At 60.2% G+C, this 14,627-nt stretch carries 24 protein-coding genes and 1 tRNA gene; 6 read left to right on the top strand and 19 right to left on the bottom strand.

The features are described 5' to 3' along the window. Nucleotides 1-2 precede the first annotated feature (2 nt). The 17 genes from rpsE to rplC form a co-directional block, all read right to left on the bottom strand. Nucleotides 3-635: a 30S ribosomal protein S5 gene (gene rpsE / locus SIB64_RS04715; protein ID WP_413442141.1), complete on the bottom strand. Its 633-nt coding sequence runs from the start codon at nucleotides 633-635 to the stop codon at nucleotides 3-5. A 14-nt stretch (nucleotides 636-649) separates the two neighbouring features. Beyond that, complete coding sequence (gene rplR / locus SIB64_RS04720; RefSeq protein ID WP_413442142.1) at nucleotides 650-1,018, bottom strand: 50S ribosomal protein L18; 369 nt, start codon at nucleotides 1,016-1,018, stop codon at nucleotides 650-652. Nucleotides 1,019-1,051: 33 nt separating this feature from the next. Continuing rightward, nucleotides 1,052-1,591, bottom strand: coding sequence for a 50S ribosomal protein L6 (rplF, locus tag SIB64_RS04725; RefSeq protein ID WP_413442143.1), 540 nt, complete (start codon nucleotides 1,589-1,591; stop codon nucleotides 1,052-1,054). Between the two features lie 14 nt (nucleotides 1,592-1,605). After that, nucleotides 1,606-2,007, bottom strand: coding sequence for a 30S ribosomal protein S8 (gene rpsH, locus SIB64_RS04730; protein WP_413442144.1), 402 nt, complete (start codon nucleotides 2,005-2,007; stop codon nucleotides 1,606-1,608). 19 nt (nucleotides 2,008-2,026) lie between these two features. Next, on the bottom strand, nucleotides 2,027-2,566 hold the full coding sequence (gene rplE, locus SIB64_RS04735; RefSeq protein ID WP_413442145.1) for a 50S ribosomal protein L5: 540 nt from the start codon (nucleotides 2,564-2,566) through the stop codon (nucleotides 2,027-2,029). A gap of 67 nt (nucleotides 2,567-2,633) precedes the next feature. Continuing rightward, a complete protein-coding gene (gene rplX, locus SIB64_RS04740) occupies nucleotides 2,634-2,990 on the bottom strand; it encodes a 50S ribosomal protein L24 (RefSeq protein ID WP_413442146.1) in 357 nt (118 codons plus the stop codon). Between the two features lie 2 nt (nucleotides 2,991-2,992). Then, on the bottom strand, nucleotides 2,993-3,358 hold the full coding sequence (gene rplN, locus SIB64_RS04745) for a 50S ribosomal protein L14 (RefSeq protein WP_413442147.1): 366 nt from the start codon (nucleotides 3,356-3,358) through the stop codon (nucleotides 2,993-2,995). Beyond that, nucleotides 3,355-3,654 carry a 30S ribosomal protein S17 gene (gene rpsQ / locus SIB64_RS04750; protein WP_413442148.1) on the bottom strand — a complete coding sequence of 100 codons (300 nt, stop codon included), beginning with the start codon at nucleotides 3,652-3,654 and terminating at the stop codon, nucleotides 3,355-3,357. The genes rplN and rpsQ overlap by 4 nt, the downstream gene beginning before the upstream one ends. A gap of 17 nt (nucleotides 3,655-3,671) precedes the next feature. Beyond that, nucleotides 3,672-3,881: a 50S ribosomal protein L29 gene (gene rpmC / locus SIB64_RS04755; protein WP_413442149.1), complete on the bottom strand. Its 210-nt coding sequence runs from the start codon at nucleotides 3,879-3,881 to the stop codon at nucleotides 3,672-3,674. A 2-nt stretch (nucleotides 3,882-3,883) separates the two neighbouring features. After that, nucleotides 3,884-4,360 (bottom strand): 50S ribosomal protein L16, encoded by a 477-nt coding sequence (gene rplP / locus SIB64_RS04760; RefSeq protein WP_413442150.1) that lies wholly within the window; start codon nucleotides 4,358-4,360, stop codon nucleotides 3,884-3,886. A 16-nt stretch (nucleotides 4,361-4,376) separates the two neighbouring features. Next, nucleotides 4,377-5,105: a 30S ribosomal protein S3 gene (rpsC, locus tag SIB64_RS04765; RefSeq protein WP_413442151.1), complete on the bottom strand. Its 729-nt coding sequence runs from the start codon at nucleotides 5,103-5,105 to the stop codon at nucleotides 4,377-4,379. A 19-nt stretch (nucleotides 5,106-5,124) separates the two neighbouring features. After that, a complete protein-coding gene (gene rplV, locus SIB64_RS04770) occupies nucleotides 5,125-5,490 on the bottom strand; it encodes a 50S ribosomal protein L22 (protein WP_413442152.1) in 366 nt (121 codons plus the stop codon). A 4-nt stretch (nucleotides 5,491-5,494) separates the two neighbouring features. Next, on the bottom strand, nucleotides 5,495-5,770 hold the full coding sequence (rpsS, locus tag SIB64_RS04775; RefSeq protein WP_413442153.1) for a 30S ribosomal protein S19: 276 nt from the start codon (nucleotides 5,768-5,770) through the stop codon (nucleotides 5,495-5,497). Between the two features lie 35 nt (nucleotides 5,771-5,805). After that, a complete protein-coding gene (gene rplB / locus SIB64_RS04780; RefSeq protein ID WP_413442154.1) occupies nucleotides 5,806-6,669 on the bottom strand; it encodes a 50S ribosomal protein L2 in 864 nt (287 codons plus the stop codon). Between the two features lie 15 nt (nucleotides 6,670-6,684). Beyond that, a complete protein-coding gene (locus SIB64_RS04785; protein ID WP_413442155.1) occupies nucleotides 6,685-6,987 on the bottom strand; it encodes a 50S ribosomal protein L23 in 303 nt (100 codons plus the stop codon). Beyond that, nucleotides 6,980-7,615, bottom strand: a complete 636-nt coding sequence (gene rplD / locus SIB64_RS04790; RefSeq protein ID WP_413442156.1) for a 50S ribosomal protein L4 — start codon at nucleotides 7,613-7,615, stop codon at nucleotides 6,980-6,982. The genes SIB64_RS04785 and rplD overlap by 8 nt, the downstream gene beginning before the upstream one ends. Continuing rightward, nucleotides 7,615-8,271: a 50S ribosomal protein L3 gene (gene rplC, locus SIB64_RS04795; protein WP_413442157.1), complete on the bottom strand. Its 657-nt coding sequence runs from the start codon at nucleotides 8,269-8,271 to the stop codon at nucleotides 7,615-7,617. The genes rplD and rplC overlap by 1 nt, the downstream gene beginning before the upstream one ends. A 394-nt stretch (nucleotides 8,272-8,665) precedes the next feature. Between rplC and SIB64_RS04800 the strand changes: the two genes are divergently transcribed. The 6 genes from SIB64_RS04800 (at nucleotide 8,666) to recA (ending at nucleotide 13,939) form a co-directional block, all read left to right on the top strand. Next, nucleotides 8,666-9,127 (top strand): NAD(P)H-quinone oxidoreductase subunit N, encoded by a 462-nt coding sequence (locus SIB64_RS04800; RefSeq protein WP_413442158.1) that lies wholly within the window; start codon nucleotides 8,666-8,668, stop codon nucleotides 9,125-9,127. Next, nucleotides 9,094-10,146 carry an LdpA C-terminal domain-containing domain gene (locus SIB64_RS04805; RefSeq protein WP_413442159.1) on the top strand — a complete coding sequence of 351 codons (1,053 nt, stop codon included), beginning with the start codon at nucleotides 9,094-9,096 and terminating at the stop codon, nucleotides 10,144-10,146. The genes SIB64_RS04800 and SIB64_RS04805 overlap by 34 nt, the downstream gene beginning before the upstream one ends. 22 nt (nucleotides 10,147-10,168) lie before the next feature. Further along, nucleotides 10,169-11,800 (top strand): AAA family ATPase, encoded by a 1,632-nt coding sequence (locus SIB64_RS04810; RefSeq protein ID WP_413442160.1) that lies wholly within the window; start codon nucleotides 10,169-10,171, stop codon nucleotides 11,798-11,800. 88 nt (nucleotides 11,801-11,888) lie between these two features. Further along, nucleotides 11,889-11,960: transfer RNA gene (locus SIB64_RS04815), tRNA-Gln, on the top strand. Between the two features lie 9 nt (nucleotides 11,961-11,969). Beyond that, nucleotides 11,970-12,719: an HAD family hydrolase gene (locus tag SIB64_RS04820; protein ID WP_413442161.1), complete on the top strand. Its 750-nt coding sequence runs from the start codon at nucleotides 11,970-11,972 to the stop codon at nucleotides 12,717-12,719. Between the two features lie 86 nt (nucleotides 12,720-12,805). After that, nucleotides 12,806-13,939 (top strand): recombinase RecA, encoded by a 1,134-nt coding sequence (recA, locus tag SIB64_RS04825; RefSeq protein WP_413442162.1) that lies wholly within the window; start codon nucleotides 12,806-12,808, stop codon nucleotides 13,937-13,939. A gap of 9 nt (nucleotides 13,940-13,948) precedes the next feature. Here recA and SIB64_RS04830 read toward each other — a convergent pair whose 3' ends face one another. Together SIB64_RS04830 and SIB64_RS04835 are read right to left on the bottom strand one after the other, a co-directional pair. Continuing rightward, nucleotides 13,949-14,314, bottom strand: a complete 366-nt coding sequence (locus tag SIB64_RS04830; RefSeq protein WP_413442163.1) for a DUF1815 family protein — start codon at nucleotides 14,312-14,314, stop codon at nucleotides 13,949-13,951. 50 nt (nucleotides 14,315-14,364) lie between these two features. After that, a complete protein-coding gene (locus tag SIB64_RS04835; RefSeq protein WP_413442164.1) occupies nucleotides 14,365-14,610 on the bottom strand; it encodes a DUF2839 domain-containing protein in 246 nt (81 codons plus the stop codon). Nucleotides 14,611-14,627: the final 17 nt, after the last annotated feature.

Below are 14,627 nucleotides of genomic sequence, written 5' to 3' on the forward strand. Positions count from 1 at the left end.
AATCAGGAGTAGATCTGCTCGAGGGAGATTCCCCGTTCCTTTGCCGTCTCCTTATGGGTTCGGAGACTGGACAGGGCAACCATGGCAGCCCGGGCATTGTTGAGAGGAGTCTTGCTGCCCAGACGCTTGGCCAGGACGTTCTTGATGCCGGCGAGTTCCAGCACTGTGCGGATTGAGCCACCCGCGATTACACCGGTGCCTGGGGCAGCCGGACGAATCAGCACACTGGCAGCGCCGTCACGACCGTTTGAAAGGGTTGGAATCGAGCTGTGGCGTGTGAGAGGCACTTTGACGAGATGCTTTTTGCCATCGGCAACGCCCTTCCGGACGGCGCCGATCACATCACCGGCCTTGCCGACACCGACACCGACTTGGCCTTTTTCGTTGCCGACGACAACGATGGCCCGGAAGCTCATCTTCTTGCCGCCTTTGACGGTCTTGGAGACACGTCGGATTTGCACCACGCGCTCCTGCCATTCGGAATCGCGCTCCTGGTTGCGGCGATCACCGCGACGGCCGCGACGTTCGCCACGGCCACTGCGGCGTTGTTCCTGCTGCTGGCCTTCGGCGGCAGCGGGGACGTCGGCAGCACCTGGGACGTTGTTGGAGTTGGTCTGAGGGGAGGAATCGGTCATGGGTCGATCAGGGATCAGAACTGAAGGCCCGCTTCCCGGGCTGCATTGGCGAGGGCCTTGATCCGGCCGTGATAGAGGTTTCCACCACGGTCGAAGACCACTTGCTGGATCCCTTTAGCGATGGCGCGTTTGGCGACGAGTGCGCCGACGGCAACGGAGGCATCACAGCTGCCAGCTGCGGCTTTGAGGCCGCCGCGCAACTCCTTGTCGACAGTGGAGGCTGAGCAGAGCGTGCTCTGGGCCTCGTCGTCGATGAGCTGGGCGTAGATGTGATTGTTTGAACGGAACACGGCAAGCCTTGGGCGTGCCGAGGTGCCACTGATGTGGCGGCGCAGACGCCGGTGACGTTTCTGGGTCTGCTGTTTGCGGGATTGAGTGGACATGATTATGGGAGTGGAGGGACGTCGGGCGGAGGGTTATTTCTTGCCGGACTTGCCTGCCTTGCGCAGGATCCACTCGCCTTCGTACCGGATGCCCTTGCCCTTGTAGGGCTCAGGCGGACGGATGGCCCGGACCTTGGCGGCTTCGTTGCCCACCAGCTCCTTGTCGATGCCAGACACAATCACCTTCGTGTTGTTCTCCACGTTGAAGGTGATGCCTTCGGGGGCATCCATCTCAACTGGATGGCTGTAGCCGGCACTCACCACAAGCGTCTTGCCCTTGACCTGGGCGCGGGAGCCCACGCCGATGATCTCAAGGCTCTTGCTGTAGCCATTGCTGACGCCTTCAATCATGTTGGCGACCAGAGCCCGGCAGAGGCCGTGACGTTCGCGGGATTGACGCTTTTCGCTCGTGGGAGACACCACGATGGTGCTGTCGACCTGACTGACACTGACGCCATCAGGAAGGGTGCGCTGCAGTTCTCCCTTCGGACCTTTCACCGTGACGGTGAGGCCATCGAGGGACACGGTGACCTTGTCGGGGACAGGGACCGGGTTTTTGCCGATACGTGACATGGTTCAGCTCCGGATCAGTAGACGTAACAGAGCACTTCGCCCCCGACGCCTTCTCGGCGGGCATCGCGGTCGCTCATTACACCTTTTGAGGTGGAGATGATTGCGACACCAAGGCCTCCGAGGACCTTCGGTAAACCGCGAGTGTTCTTGTAGATGCGCAGGCCAGGCTTGCTCACCCTTTGCATCGAGCGAATGGTGGGTAGGCGGTGCTTGCCGCTGTATTTCAGAGCAAGCACGATCTGGGTGCGAACACCCTCTCCTTCCTCGCTGATCTCGGAGATGAATCCCTCCTGCTGCAGCACCTTGGCGATGCTGCGGGTCATGCGTGAGGCGGGAATCTTGGTGGTCTCGTGACGCTTCTCACTCGCATTGCGAATGCGGGTGAGCATGTCGGAAATGGGGTCGTGGTTGGCCATAGGTGTCGACGGGGAGGGCTCAGTTGCTGCGGAACGGCATTCCCATCTCGCGGAGGAGGGCCCGGCCCTCTTCATCCGTACGGGCAGTGGTCACGATGGTGATGTCCATGCCCCTGATGGCATCGATCTTGTCGAAGGAGATCTCAGGGAAGATGATTTGCTCGCGCACCCCGAGGGTGTAGTTGCCACGCCCGTCGAAACTCTTCGGGCTCACACCCCGGAAGTCGCGGATCCTTGGCAGAGCCAGATTGATCAATCGTTCCAGGAAGGCGTACATCCGTTCGCCGCGCAGGGTGACCGCACAACCGATCGGCATGCCTTGGCGGATCTTGAATCCGGCGATGGCCTTCTTGGCGCGGGTCACGACCACCTTTTGGCCGGTGATCTGAGCGAGCTCGTTCACCGAGGCCTCGAGGGACTTGGCGTTCTGGGCTGCTTCACCGAGGCCACGGTTGACGGTGACCTTGAGAACCTTCGGGACTTCGTGGATGTTCTTGAGGGAGAGATCCTTCAGCAGTTTTGGCTGAATGGTCTCCCGATAACGCTTTTTGAGTGACATGACGGGGTGGGGGGTGCTTCTGGGCTTGGTCAGAAGTCAGGCGAGCAATGCCGATCGACGTGAACGATCAGTCAAGTAATTCGCCGGTTTTCTTCAGCCGGCGCTTTTTGCTGCCGTCCTTTTCAACGACGATTTCAACGCGGCTGGCCACTTTTTTGGACGTGGAGTACAGCATCACGTTTGAAGCATGCAGGGACGCCTCTTCCGTGACAATGCGGCCGCTTTCACCTTCCTGCGTTGGCTTCTCGTGGCGGGTGCGCATGTTGACGCCCTGCACGATCACGCGATTGTCATTGGGAAGGGTGCGGAGCACTTCGCCTGTTTTCCCTTTGTCCTTGCCGGCGATCACCTGAACGGTGTCGCCCTTGCGGATCCGCATCTTGATCCGCTCAGAGGTTTTGGCCTTAATGGTTGCTGTCGCCATGGTCAGATCACCTCCGGAGCGAGGGACACGATTTTTGTGAAATTGCGTTCCCGCAGCTCCCGGGCCACCGGGCCGAACACTCGGGTGCCCTTGGGATTGTTGTCCGCGTTGATGATCACGGCTGCGTTGTCGTCGAAACGGATCGAATTGCCGGTATCACGTCGCAGGGTGGCTTTGGTGCGAACCACAACCGCTTTCACGATGTCCGATTTCTTGACGCCCATGTTGGGCATGGCGTCTTTGACGGCGGCCACGATCACATCACCCACGTGGGCATAGCGACGGTTGGTTCCCAGCACGCGAATGCATTGGATCCGCTTGGCACCGCTGTTGTCAGCAACGGTGAGGAAGGTCTCCTGCTGAATCACTGGGACACCTCCTCGGGTTTGGCCTCAGCCTTTGCGGACTTGGAATCTGCTTTTGGGCTGTGGCTGAGAACTTCTGCGATGGCCCAACGCTTGTGGCGGCTCATCGGACGGGTCTCGGTGATCCGAACCCGATCGCCGACGCGACAGCTGTTGTCCTCGTCGTGCGCTTTGTAGCGGGTGGTACGGCTAACCGTCTTCTTGTAGATGGGATGGGGGAAGCGGCTTTCGACCGCAACAACCACCGTTTTTTCCATCTTGTCGCTGACGACGGTGCCGACCCTTTCCTTGACTGCCATGGGTACAGGGGGGGGGATCAGGACGCTGTGGAGCGCTGTCGCTCCGACTGCACCGTCAGCAGTTGGGCCAGCTTGATGCGGACCTCTTTGAAACGGTGCGTGTTGTTCAGTTGGCGGGTAGCCTGCTGGAAACGGAGCTGGAACAGTTCGCGGCGGAGGCCATCGATCTGTTCGGTGATGTCCGAATCGGACAGCTGGCGAACCTTTGCGGCGTTAGGACGGGCCATGGTCAGGACTCCACGGAAACGGTTTCAGCAGCTGGGCCATCGCTAGCGGCCTTCTGCTGGTCCTGTTCATCCAGGGTGATGAACTTGGTCTTGACGGGCAGCTTGTACTGCGCCAGGCGCATCGCTTCCCGCGCAATGGTTTCGGTGATTTCCTCACCACCCATCTCGAACAGGATCCGACCGGGTTTGATCACAGCGACCCAGAATTCAGGGTTGCCTTTACCGGAACCCATGCGGGTCTCGGCGGCGCGCATGGTGACGGATTTGTCCGGGAAGATGCGAATCCAGATCTTTCCTCCCCTCTTGACGTAGCGGGTCATGGCCCGACGACTGGCCTCGATCTGGCGCGAGGTGATCCAGCCGCATTCCTGGGCCTGAAGGGCAAATTGCCCGAAGGCAATGGTGTTACCGCGTGTGGCGACGCCGCGCATGCGGCCACGGTGCATCTTGCGGAATTTGACGCGTTTTGGACTCAGCATGGTTCAGGCCTCCTGTTCAACCCTCGTTGGAGCGGTCTTCGAACTGTTGGGGCCGACGGCTGGCCCGACGGCGGGGTGTGGCACCCACCGGGATTTGTGGGGCTTGATCCCCCAGCACTTCACCTTTGAACACCCAGACTTTGATTCCGAGTACCCCGTAGGTGGTGGTCGCCACCTTGGTGGCGTAGTCGATGTCTGCCCGCAGGGTGTGAAGGGGCACGCGCCCTTCACGGGTCCATTCCGTCCGGGCGATTTCGGCGCCATTCAGACGACCTGAAACCTGGATCTTCAGGCCAAGAACCCCAGCGCGCTGGGCGCGCTGGACGGCCATCCGGATCGTGCGTCGGAAAGCAACGCGCTTCTCCAGTTGCTGGGCGATGTACTCGGCCAGCAGAAACGCGTCGCCGTCGACACGCTCCACCTCGACGACGTTGATCCGCACCTGGCGGCTCTTGTCACCGACCGTTTTCAGGATCCCCGCACGCAGGTCCTCGATGCCGCTGCCCTGACGGCCGACCAGAACCCCGGGTCGAGCTGTTTTCAGCTCGACTTCGAGTTGATCGGCTTTCCGAGCAATCAGAACATCACTGATGCCTGCAGATCCGTACTTCTTATGGATGAAGCGACGGATCCGGTCGTCCTCCTGGAGGAGGGCCGGATAGCTCTTGCTGGGTGCGAACCAGCGTGACCGGTGTTCCTGGGTGATCCCCAGGCGCAGACCGGTTGGGTTGATTTTGTGTCCCATGGGTCAGAGTCCTCGAGGGTCAGGAATCGGTCTGAGCTGCCACAGCGATGCTGATGTGGCAGGTCTGCTTTTTGATCGCGAAGGCGCGACCCTGGGCGCGGGGCCGATACCGCTTCATTGATGGGCCCATGTCTGCAATGGCGCTCGAGATCACCAATGAGGAGGGATCAAGGCCCAGGTTGTGCTCTGCATTGGCGACGGCGGAGCGCAGCACCTTGGTGATCGGGCCGGTGGACCGATAAGGCATGAACTCGAGCATGATCAGGGCATCGCGGTACGTGCGACCTCTGATCTGATCGAGAACCCTGCGCACCTTTGAAACGGAGCCTCGGATGAAGCGACCGTGGGCTTGGGCAGTCGGAGCCGTGGGTGTGGACGAAGTCATGGCGTCAGCGGCCTCCTTTCTTGTCTTTGATGTGGCCCTTGAAGGTGCGCGTGGGAGCGAATTCCCCGAGCTTGTGACCCACCATTTGCTCGGTGATGAACACCGGCACGTGGGTCCTGCCGTTGTGAACGGCAATGGTGTGGCCGATCATCATCGGCAGGATGGTTGAGGCCCTTGACCAGGTTTTGATCACGGACTTGTCGTCGTTCTCGTTCTGCTTTTCAACCTTGCGAAGCAGGCTGTCAGCAATGAACGGACCCTTTTTGAGTGAACGTCCCATAGCGGTTTAGGCAAGCGGCAAAACGATGGTTGGCATCAGGAATCGCGTCCGCCACGGCTCCGCTTGGAGGTCTTGCGACGCTTCCGGAGCACGTATTGGTTGCTGGGCTTGTTCCGCTTGCGGGTCTTGAGACCGAGGGCGGGTTTGCCCCAGGGGGTCACCGGGCCGGAGCGGCCGATGGGTGCCCGCCCCTCACCACCACCGTGGGGGTGATCGCAGGGGTTCATCACACTGCCGCGCACCTGAGGACGACGGCCGAGCCAACGTCGACGTCCGGCTTTGCCGAGACTCGTGTTGCGGACTTCGGAGTTGCCCACTTCGCCAAGGGTGGCATAGCACTCGCGACGAACGAGGCGGACCTCAGTGGACGGGAGCTTCAAGGCGACGTAGTCGCCTTCCTTGGCCATCACCTGAGCACTGGCTCCGGCTGTGCGAACCATTTGTCCGCCGCGTCCGGCATAGAGCTCGACGCAATGAACGCTGGATCCCAGCGGGACCGAAGAAAGCGGCATGGCATTGCCGCTCTCGATCGGGGCCTCAGGACCGGAGACAACGGTCTGACCGATCTGAATACCAGCCGGGGCAAGGATGTAGCGCTTCTCGCCATCGGCGTAGAAGAGCAGAGCCAGACGGGCGTTGCGATGGGGGTCGTAGTGGATGGCCGCCACTTTCGCGGGGACTCCGTGCTTGTTACGACGGAAATCCACAACGCGGTAAAGGCGCTTGTGGCCACCGCCGCGATGGCGGCAGGTGATCACACCACGGTTGTTACGACCTTTGCGGCGGTGTTTGGACACCACCAGCTTTCGTTCCGGTTTGCGGCCGGTGACCTCACTGAAATCAGTGACCACCCTTGTGCGGGTGCCTGGGGTGTAGGGGCGGTAGTTACGGATTGCCATGACGAATCAGACCCCTCAGGACTCAGGGAAGAGTTGGATCGCGTTGCCTTCAGCGAGGCGCACCACGGCTTTCTTCACTTGGGCGCGTTTGCCGGCGAAGCGACCCATGCGGCGACTGCGCCGCGGTGGATTCATGGTGCTGACGCCTGTGACCTTCACATCAAACAGTTGCTCGACAGCAGCCTTGATGTCTGGCTTTGCGGCGCGATGGTCCACCTCGAAGGTGTACTGGTTGATCTCAAGGGCGCGGGTGGCCTTCTCGGTGATCAGTGGTCGACGGATCACATCCGCCAGACGTCCCTGGAAACGCTCAGTCATTTCCGTACACCTCCTGGATGGTTGCAAGAGCGTCTTCACCAATCACCAAGGCATTGGCGTGGAGAAGGTCGAAGACGTTCAGCTGATCAGCTGCGATCAACTTCACTTTTTCAAGGTTCCGTACGGAACGACGCACCACATCGCTGGGCGCCGAGAGAACGATCAGCACTTTGGCGTCAGCTTTGATGCCAAGACGACCGAGCGCGGCTGTCACCTCTTTTGTTTTGGGCGTGTCGAGAGCAGCGCCGAAATCCTTCACCACCTTCGTGTCCGCGATGCGGGACATCAGAGCGGTCCGAAGCGCCAGGCGACGTTCCTTGCGGTTCATCGCGAGGTTGTAAGTCCTGGGCTTCGGTCCGAAGATGATGCCGCCACCGGGACGCAGTGGTGTGCGGATCGAGCCCTGACGAGCGCGACCCGTTCCCTTCTGCTTGTAGGGCTTGCGACCGCCACCACGAACTTCCGATCGGGTGAGGGTGCTGGCTGTGCCCTGGCGGCTGTGAGCCTGCTGACGCAAGACCGCACGGTGCATCAAGTCCACCGCAGTGGTTTCCTTGGCGACTTTCAGATCAAGGCTTGCCTTGCCGGCTTCCTTGCCCTGCCAATCATGGACGACACAGTCAGCCATCACTTACCTCCTTTGGCGGGCTTGTTTCCCACCCGTTTGGCTGGACGGATGTTCAAAAGGGAACCCGGTTTGCCGGGAACGGAACCCTTCACCACGAGCAGGTTGCGCTCGCTGTCGATCTTCAGGATCGTCAGTCCGCGGGTGGTGATTTTCTTCCCACCAAACCGCCCGGCCATCCGTTTTCCCGGATAGATGCGACCCGGTGTGGTGCCGGCGCCGGTGGAGCCGGGTTCACGATGGTTCTTGGAACCATGGGTCATGGGGCCTCGGCTGAAGCCGTGCCGCTTCTGGTATCCAGCAAAGCCACGACCCATCGTGTCGCCGCTGACGTCAACTTTCTGACCGGCTTCGAAATCGCCGACGGTGACGGAACCACCCAGCTCGAAACCTTCAACGGCATCGACGCGATATTCGCGTAAGTGTCGAAGAAGGCTCTCGCCGGATTTTGTGAGATGGCCCTTGGCGGGCTGATTGATCAGCTTCTCGCGAGTTTCGCCGAAGCCGATCTGCACTGCGGCGTAACCGTCGGTGTCAGTGCTCTTGAGTTGGGTGATGCGGCAGGGGCCGGCCTCAATCAAAGTGACTGGGACCGCTCTGCCCTGCTCGTCAAAGAACTGAGACATACCCAGTTTCTTCCCGAGAATGCCGATGGACATGGGAGGTGAAAGACGCCAGCTGGACAACCACCGTCCGAGGAGCGGACAGGGCCAGGGTTGCTGATTGAAGAAAGACCGCAGTCACAATGCGAATGATCCGGAAGATCGAAAATCGAAATCGGATTGATTCGACGGGAGCTAGCGAGCAAATCAGCGAGGCTGGGACTTGATTGAGCTCATGAGTTGAGTTCAAGCAGTTTCCCGGCGGTTTCACCTGGGCAAAGCCGCACTGGCCTGAGGATCCGGCGCAATCGCCGAATCTGTTCCACCTTCTGGAGGCCCGGCTAGCGGACGGGCACAGAAATGCAGAACAAACAATGACCATACAACACAGCTCAATCGCTCCTACCTTTTGCTTTTCTGCTGCCAGACTCTCTGGAAACGTTGAGCCGTCATGCCTCTGCTTCTCTCTGGTCGGGGATTCCGTCGAGAGCTCGATGCCAGTGGTTGCCTGGCTTTGCACGCTCCACTGGAGGGTGGGGCGGAAACGCGTCTGCTTAGGCGCATGCGGGGGGCCGGCTACCGCACCCGGATGATGTCAGCTCGGGGTTTGGGGGATCCGGAGGTGTTTTTGACGCAGAAGCATGGTGTGCGTCCACCGCATCTCGGCCATCAGAGTGTTGGCCGTGGCGCAGCGGTCGGGGAGGTTCAGGAGGTTGTTCCCCTGCTCGGCGATCTGATGGATGGTGATGCGCCTGTTCTGCTTTGGCTGCTGGAGGGACAGGTGCTATCCCGATCCGAGTTGCTCTCGCTGTGTGAGCTCTGCCGCCGGGAGCCCCGATTGCGGATTGTTGTTGAGATGGGTGGGGCTCGTAGCTTGAGATGGCAGCCATTGACTCAACTGCTACAGGGCTGATTCCGGACCCGGAGTGCGCCCTCTCTCAAGGACGCTGGGTCAAGTTGATCTGTGGGGCCAGCAATCAGGATCTCCCAGCGATCGCCGACTTATGTGCGGTTTTTGGCGCAGCTGGTGTCCATTGCGTCGACGTCGCCGCAGACCCCGCCGTTGTGAGAGCCGCTAGGCAGGGCTTTGGCTGGCTCGCGGCGCAGGGTCTGCCGGTGCCCTGGTTGATGGTCAGCCTCAGCGATGGAGCCGATGCCCATTTTCGAAAAGCCTGGTTCGACCCCAAGTTCTGTCCTGCGGACTGCTCGAGACCCTGTGAGCGCGTCTGCCCTGCGGGGGCGATCACTTCTCATCTAGGGATTCTTGCGAATCGATGTTATGGATGTGGGCGTTGCCTCCCCGCTTGCCCGAGGGGCTTGATTCAGGAGCATGAGCATCGTCTCGATGCTGACGAAATCGCCACTTCGTTGGCAGAACTTCGCCCTGATGCCATCGAGATCCATACCGCTCCTGGCCGTGCCGAGGCTTTCGAGTCTGTTGTGTCTGCCCTTGCATCCTCAGCCGTTCCCCTCAGGCGTCTGGCCGTGAGTTGCGGTCTCGAGGGCCACGGTCTGACGCCTCCCCATCTCAGCTGGGAGCTTTGGCAGCGTCATCATTGCCTCCGCCGTCATCGATTCCGTCCCCTTTGGCAGCTGGATGGACGACCGATGAGCGGGGATGTGGGCAGCGGCACCGCCCGTGCGGCAGTCAGCCTCTGGCGCGCGATGCAACCGCTGGCACCTCCTGGTCCCCTGCAACTTGCCGGAGGAACGAATGCGAGCACGCTGAGCCTTCTTTCATGGGAGGAACGCCCTGCAGGAATTGCATTTGGAGGAATGGCGCGCCGTCTTCTTATGCCGCTTCTCCTCTCTGCCCAGGATCGGGGCGAGACCCTCAGGGAGTCCCCTCAGGATTGGAAGAAGGCATTGGACTTGGCCGTGTCTCTGGTGCAGCCATGGCTCGATAGGCCGTTGGCGGGGAACTCCTGCTAGAAGGCGGCAAGGGTATTCACCCATGACCACACAGAGGATCACTGACGACCTGGATCGTCTCATCGAGCTTCTGCCGGACCCTGTCAGGCAGGCGTTGGAGACGCCTGAACGGCGGGATCAGTTGCTGGAGGTGGTTCTCGACCTTGGTCGGGTGCCGGAAGCGCGCTACCCAGGCAAGGCGGTTGCCCTGGATGCGTCGTCTCTCACTCGTGATGATCTTGAGGCGGTTGTCCACCGTCTCGGACAATTCGGTGCCGATAACAGGGCGGGCATCGAGCGCACATTGCACCGCATCAGCGCGATCCGCAACCGTCAAGGGGATGTGGTGGGACTCACCTGTCGCGTCGGTCGTGCTGTCTTCGGAACGGTCGCCATGGTGCGTGACCTGCTCGACAGCGGTCAGTCGCTTCTCCTGATGGGTCGGCCGGGGGTTGGTAAGACCACGGCCTTACGAGAAATCGCAAGGGTCTTGGCTGATGACCTGCAACGCAGGGTGGTGGTGATCGACACCAGCAATGAAATTGCCGGTGATGGCGACATTGCTCACCCTGCGATTGGGAGAGCCCGGCGCATGCAGGTGGCCAGGCCGGAACATCAGCACCAAGTGATGATCGAGGCGGTTGAGAACCACATGCCTGAAGTCATCGTCATTGATGAGATCGGGACGGAATTGGAGGCTCAGGCAGCCCGCACGATCGCGGAACGCGGGGTGATGCTCGTGGCCACAGCCCACGGCAATGCCCTAGCCAATCTGATCAAAAACCCCACCCTGAGCGATCTGGTTGGAGGGATTCAATCCGTCACGCTTGGGGATGAAGAGGCGCGTCGTCGTCGAAGTCAGAAAACGGTCCTCGAGCGGGCAGCTGAGCCAACCTTCCCCGTTGCGGTTGAGATGCACAGCCGTCATCGCTGGGCTGTGCATACGGATGTGGCCACCACGGTCGATCAACTTTTGAGGGGGCAAATCCCGTTGACACAGGAGCGGGAGTTGGGGGCTGACGGGATTGTTCAATTGGTTGATCCTCCAACTGAAACTCGCACTGCACGTCGTCCCAGCCGTCCGACCCTGGCGGCCGTGCCCGCTTCCTCTCCAAGCGGTCCTCTTCAGTCCGTTGAGCATCAGCCCGATCCTCCACAGGAGGACGAAGCTCCGCTGGACACCGAGGATCTTCAGGTGCTCTGTTGCGGGCTGTCACCTCAACTGGTTGAGCAGGCCATCCGACGCCGTCGATGGCCTGTCAGGGTCGTGGATGACATCGGAGATGCGGATGTCGTGCTCAGCGTTCGGCAGGGGTTGGGGCGTCAGCCCCTCCTGCGTCGCGAGGCCAGGGACCGTCATGTGCCCATCCTCGTGATCAAGACCGATTCGCTGGCCCAGGTGGAACGCGCCTTGGAGCGTCTGGTCTCTAGGCGCGAGCAACCCGATGGTTCTACCGAGGCTGCACCGGAGGACAGGGACGATGCATTGGCCGGTCTCGAGGAGTGTCGTCTTGCTGTTGAGCAGGTTGTGATGCCGGAGGGCCGCCCTGTGGAGCTGCTCCCCCGCAATGAAAGGGTTCGGCAGATGCAGGCGGATCTGGTCAGTCGCTACAGCCTGCGCAGCGATGTCTTCGGACAGGACGATCGATGCCGACTCAGGGTGTTCCCACCTTGAGATCAAAGGGTGGATTGACGAAGGTGAGGCTGCTGTGGGTAACTATTGGGACGCCGGTGCTCCGCCGAATGCGGAACCATCGGAATGTTGGGCCGTCGCCAAGTGGTAAGGCAGCGGGTTTTGGTCCCGCCATTCCTAGGTTCGAATCCTAGCGGCCCAGTTTTTTCCTATGGCTGACCGTCCCCTGGTTGTCTTCGATTTCGACGGAGTGATCGTCGACGGGATGGCTGAATACTGGTGGAGTGCTTTCACGGCCGCTGAGTCTCTTCTTGGAGAGATCCATGGCCTGACCCGTGATGTGGTCCCGGACGCCTTCCGGCAGGTGCGCCCATGGGTGCATCACGGCTGGGAGATGGTGCTGCTGGCAGCTGAGATGCCCCATCTGGATCAGAAGGCCTGGTTGGAGGATTATCCGGCCGAGCAGCAGTGCGCCATGCTGCGGCGTGGATGGCATGGCGAGCTCCTGCAGGATGCGCTCGATCGCACCCGTGCTGATGCTGTGCGCTCGGATCGTCACGCCTGGTTGGACCTTCATCGCCCCTATCCAGGTCTGGTGGAGCGGCTCAATGGGTTGGCCTCTGAGGGGGCGGACTGGGCAGTTTTGACGACCAAGAGCGAGGCATTCACGGCCGAGTTGCTTCAGTCGATTGGGCTCAATCCCTGGCACCTGGCCGGTCGCGAGGCTGGTTCCAAGCCGGATGTTCTGCTTCAACTGATGCAGAACCGTTCCTTGCGCGCCTTCGTTGAGGACCGCCGCGCCACTCTTGAGCTGGTGCGGCAGACCCCAGGACTTGAGGCTCTGCCCTGCTTGCTGGTCGCCTGGGGATATCTCAAGCCTTCAGACTGGTCTGGTCTTCCGCCAGGGATTCATCGTCTTGACCTCGATGGCCTGTCGGCACCCTTGGCGCAATGGCCTTAATTCGTTAGGGTACGCCTGTACTACATGAGACGATTCGCCGCTCCTGTGGCATTGGATCTCTCGTTCCTTAGCTTCAGGTTGCTTCCATGCCTGCAGAGATGAAATCCACCGCTCCCGGTTCCGATCCTCGTTCATCCGGTGAGCGCGACAAGGCCCTGAATCTTGTGCTCGGTCAGATCGAGCGCAATTTTGGGAAGGGCTCGATCATGCGCCTTGGAGATGCCTCCAGGATGCGGGTGGAGACCATCTCCACCGGAGCTCTCACCCTTGATTTGGCCCTTGGTGGCGGCTATCCCAAGGGCCGTGTGGTCGAGATCTATGGTCCGGAGAGCTCGGGCAAGACCACCCTCACCCTCCACGCCATTGCAGAGATTCAAAAACGTGGTGGTGTAGCTGCCTTCGTCGATGCAGAACATGCTCTCGATCCGGTCTACGCCGCGTCGCTCGGGGTGGATGTCGAGAATCTGCTGGTTTCTCAGCCGGATACCGGCGAAATGGCGTTGGAGATCGTCGACCAGCTGGTCCGCTCCGCCGCTGTCGACATCGTTGTGGTCGATTCGGTGGCTGCGCTGACACCGCGTGCCGAGATCGAGGGTGAGATGGGAGATTTGGCTGTGGGCAGCCAGGCCCGGCTTATGAGTCAGGCGATGCGCAAGATCACCGGCAACATCGGAAAGTCCGGGTGCACGGTGATCTTTCTCAACCAGTTGCGCCTCAAGATCGGAGTCACCTATGGCAACCCTGAGACCACAACGGGTGGCAACGCGTTGAAGTTCTATGCCTCTGTACGGCTTGATATTCGCCGCATCCAAACGCTGAAGAAAGGAACGGAGGAATTCGGAATCCGGGCCAAGGTCAAAGTCGCCAAGAACAAAGTGGCGCCTCCTTTCCGTATCGCCGAGTTCGACATCCTCTTCGGTCGGGGAATCAGCACGCTGGGTTGTCTCCTGGATTTGGCAGAGGAAACAGGAGTGGTGGTGAGGAAAGGAGCCTGGTACAGCTACGAGGGCGACAACATCGGCCAGGGTCGTGACAACACCATCACGTGGATGGAGGAGAATCCCGATACTGCTGCAACGGTCGAAACACTGGTCCGTCAGAAACTTACTGAAGGGTCTGAAGTGAAAGCCAATTCGATGCGACCGCTTGCAGCAGCTGCCAGGAGTAACGCTGAAAAGCCCGCTGCTGGGGGTAAAAAGGAATCCGGAGCCGCGGCTTGATGGTCAGGCTTAAGTGCTGACTGGAGATTGAACGGGGGAGGAGATGCTTGATAAACCAAGCTCCTCCTTGCTCTGTTGAAGTGCAGCAGCCATCCGTTGCAATTCCTGGATGGCCTCTGCCCCTTCCAGCTTGACCAACTCACAACCGTCCCTGGATTCCAACCAGCTGATCCCAAAATCAGAGACCCGAAAACGAACCATGTGAGCGGCTCCTAGATCTGCGACGAAGGAAGCGCCCTGGTGATGTTGATCATCACCACAGACGTAGCAGGTAGCTGTGAGACCTCGAGCCTGGAGGCTGTCTGTGAGGGCCTGAAGGCTCATCACAAGATCCAGGACGAGGGATCTGTACTGCTCGGCCAGGCGTAGAAACATTACAAATATCGTTCTTAAAAGATCTTAAAGTTTTTCTTCACAATCCGTGTTCAGGGTGTGTCCGCCAGGGTCCACCACCCGGCTGCTGGACCGACAAAGCGCACAGTGATCCAGAACACCACCAGGCCTGAAATGCCGATCCAGGCACCCCGTGTTGTTAAGGCGATGAATTGCTGGGATTGTTTCTGAGTCAGCGGCAACCAAGAGATGATCCGCGGGGAGGTGTCCTTCGGTTTGCTCGGTTTGGCTTGGCGAGGTGGCAGCCCCTGAGCTGACCGACGGCGAGCTTCTCCCATTAGGTCCAGTTGTCCGT

It is taken from the genome of Synechococcus sp. MIT S1220 (assembly GCF_047303025.1).
GTDB lineage: Bacteria > Cyanobacteriota > Cyanobacteriia > PCC-6307 > Cyanobiaceae > Parasynechococcus.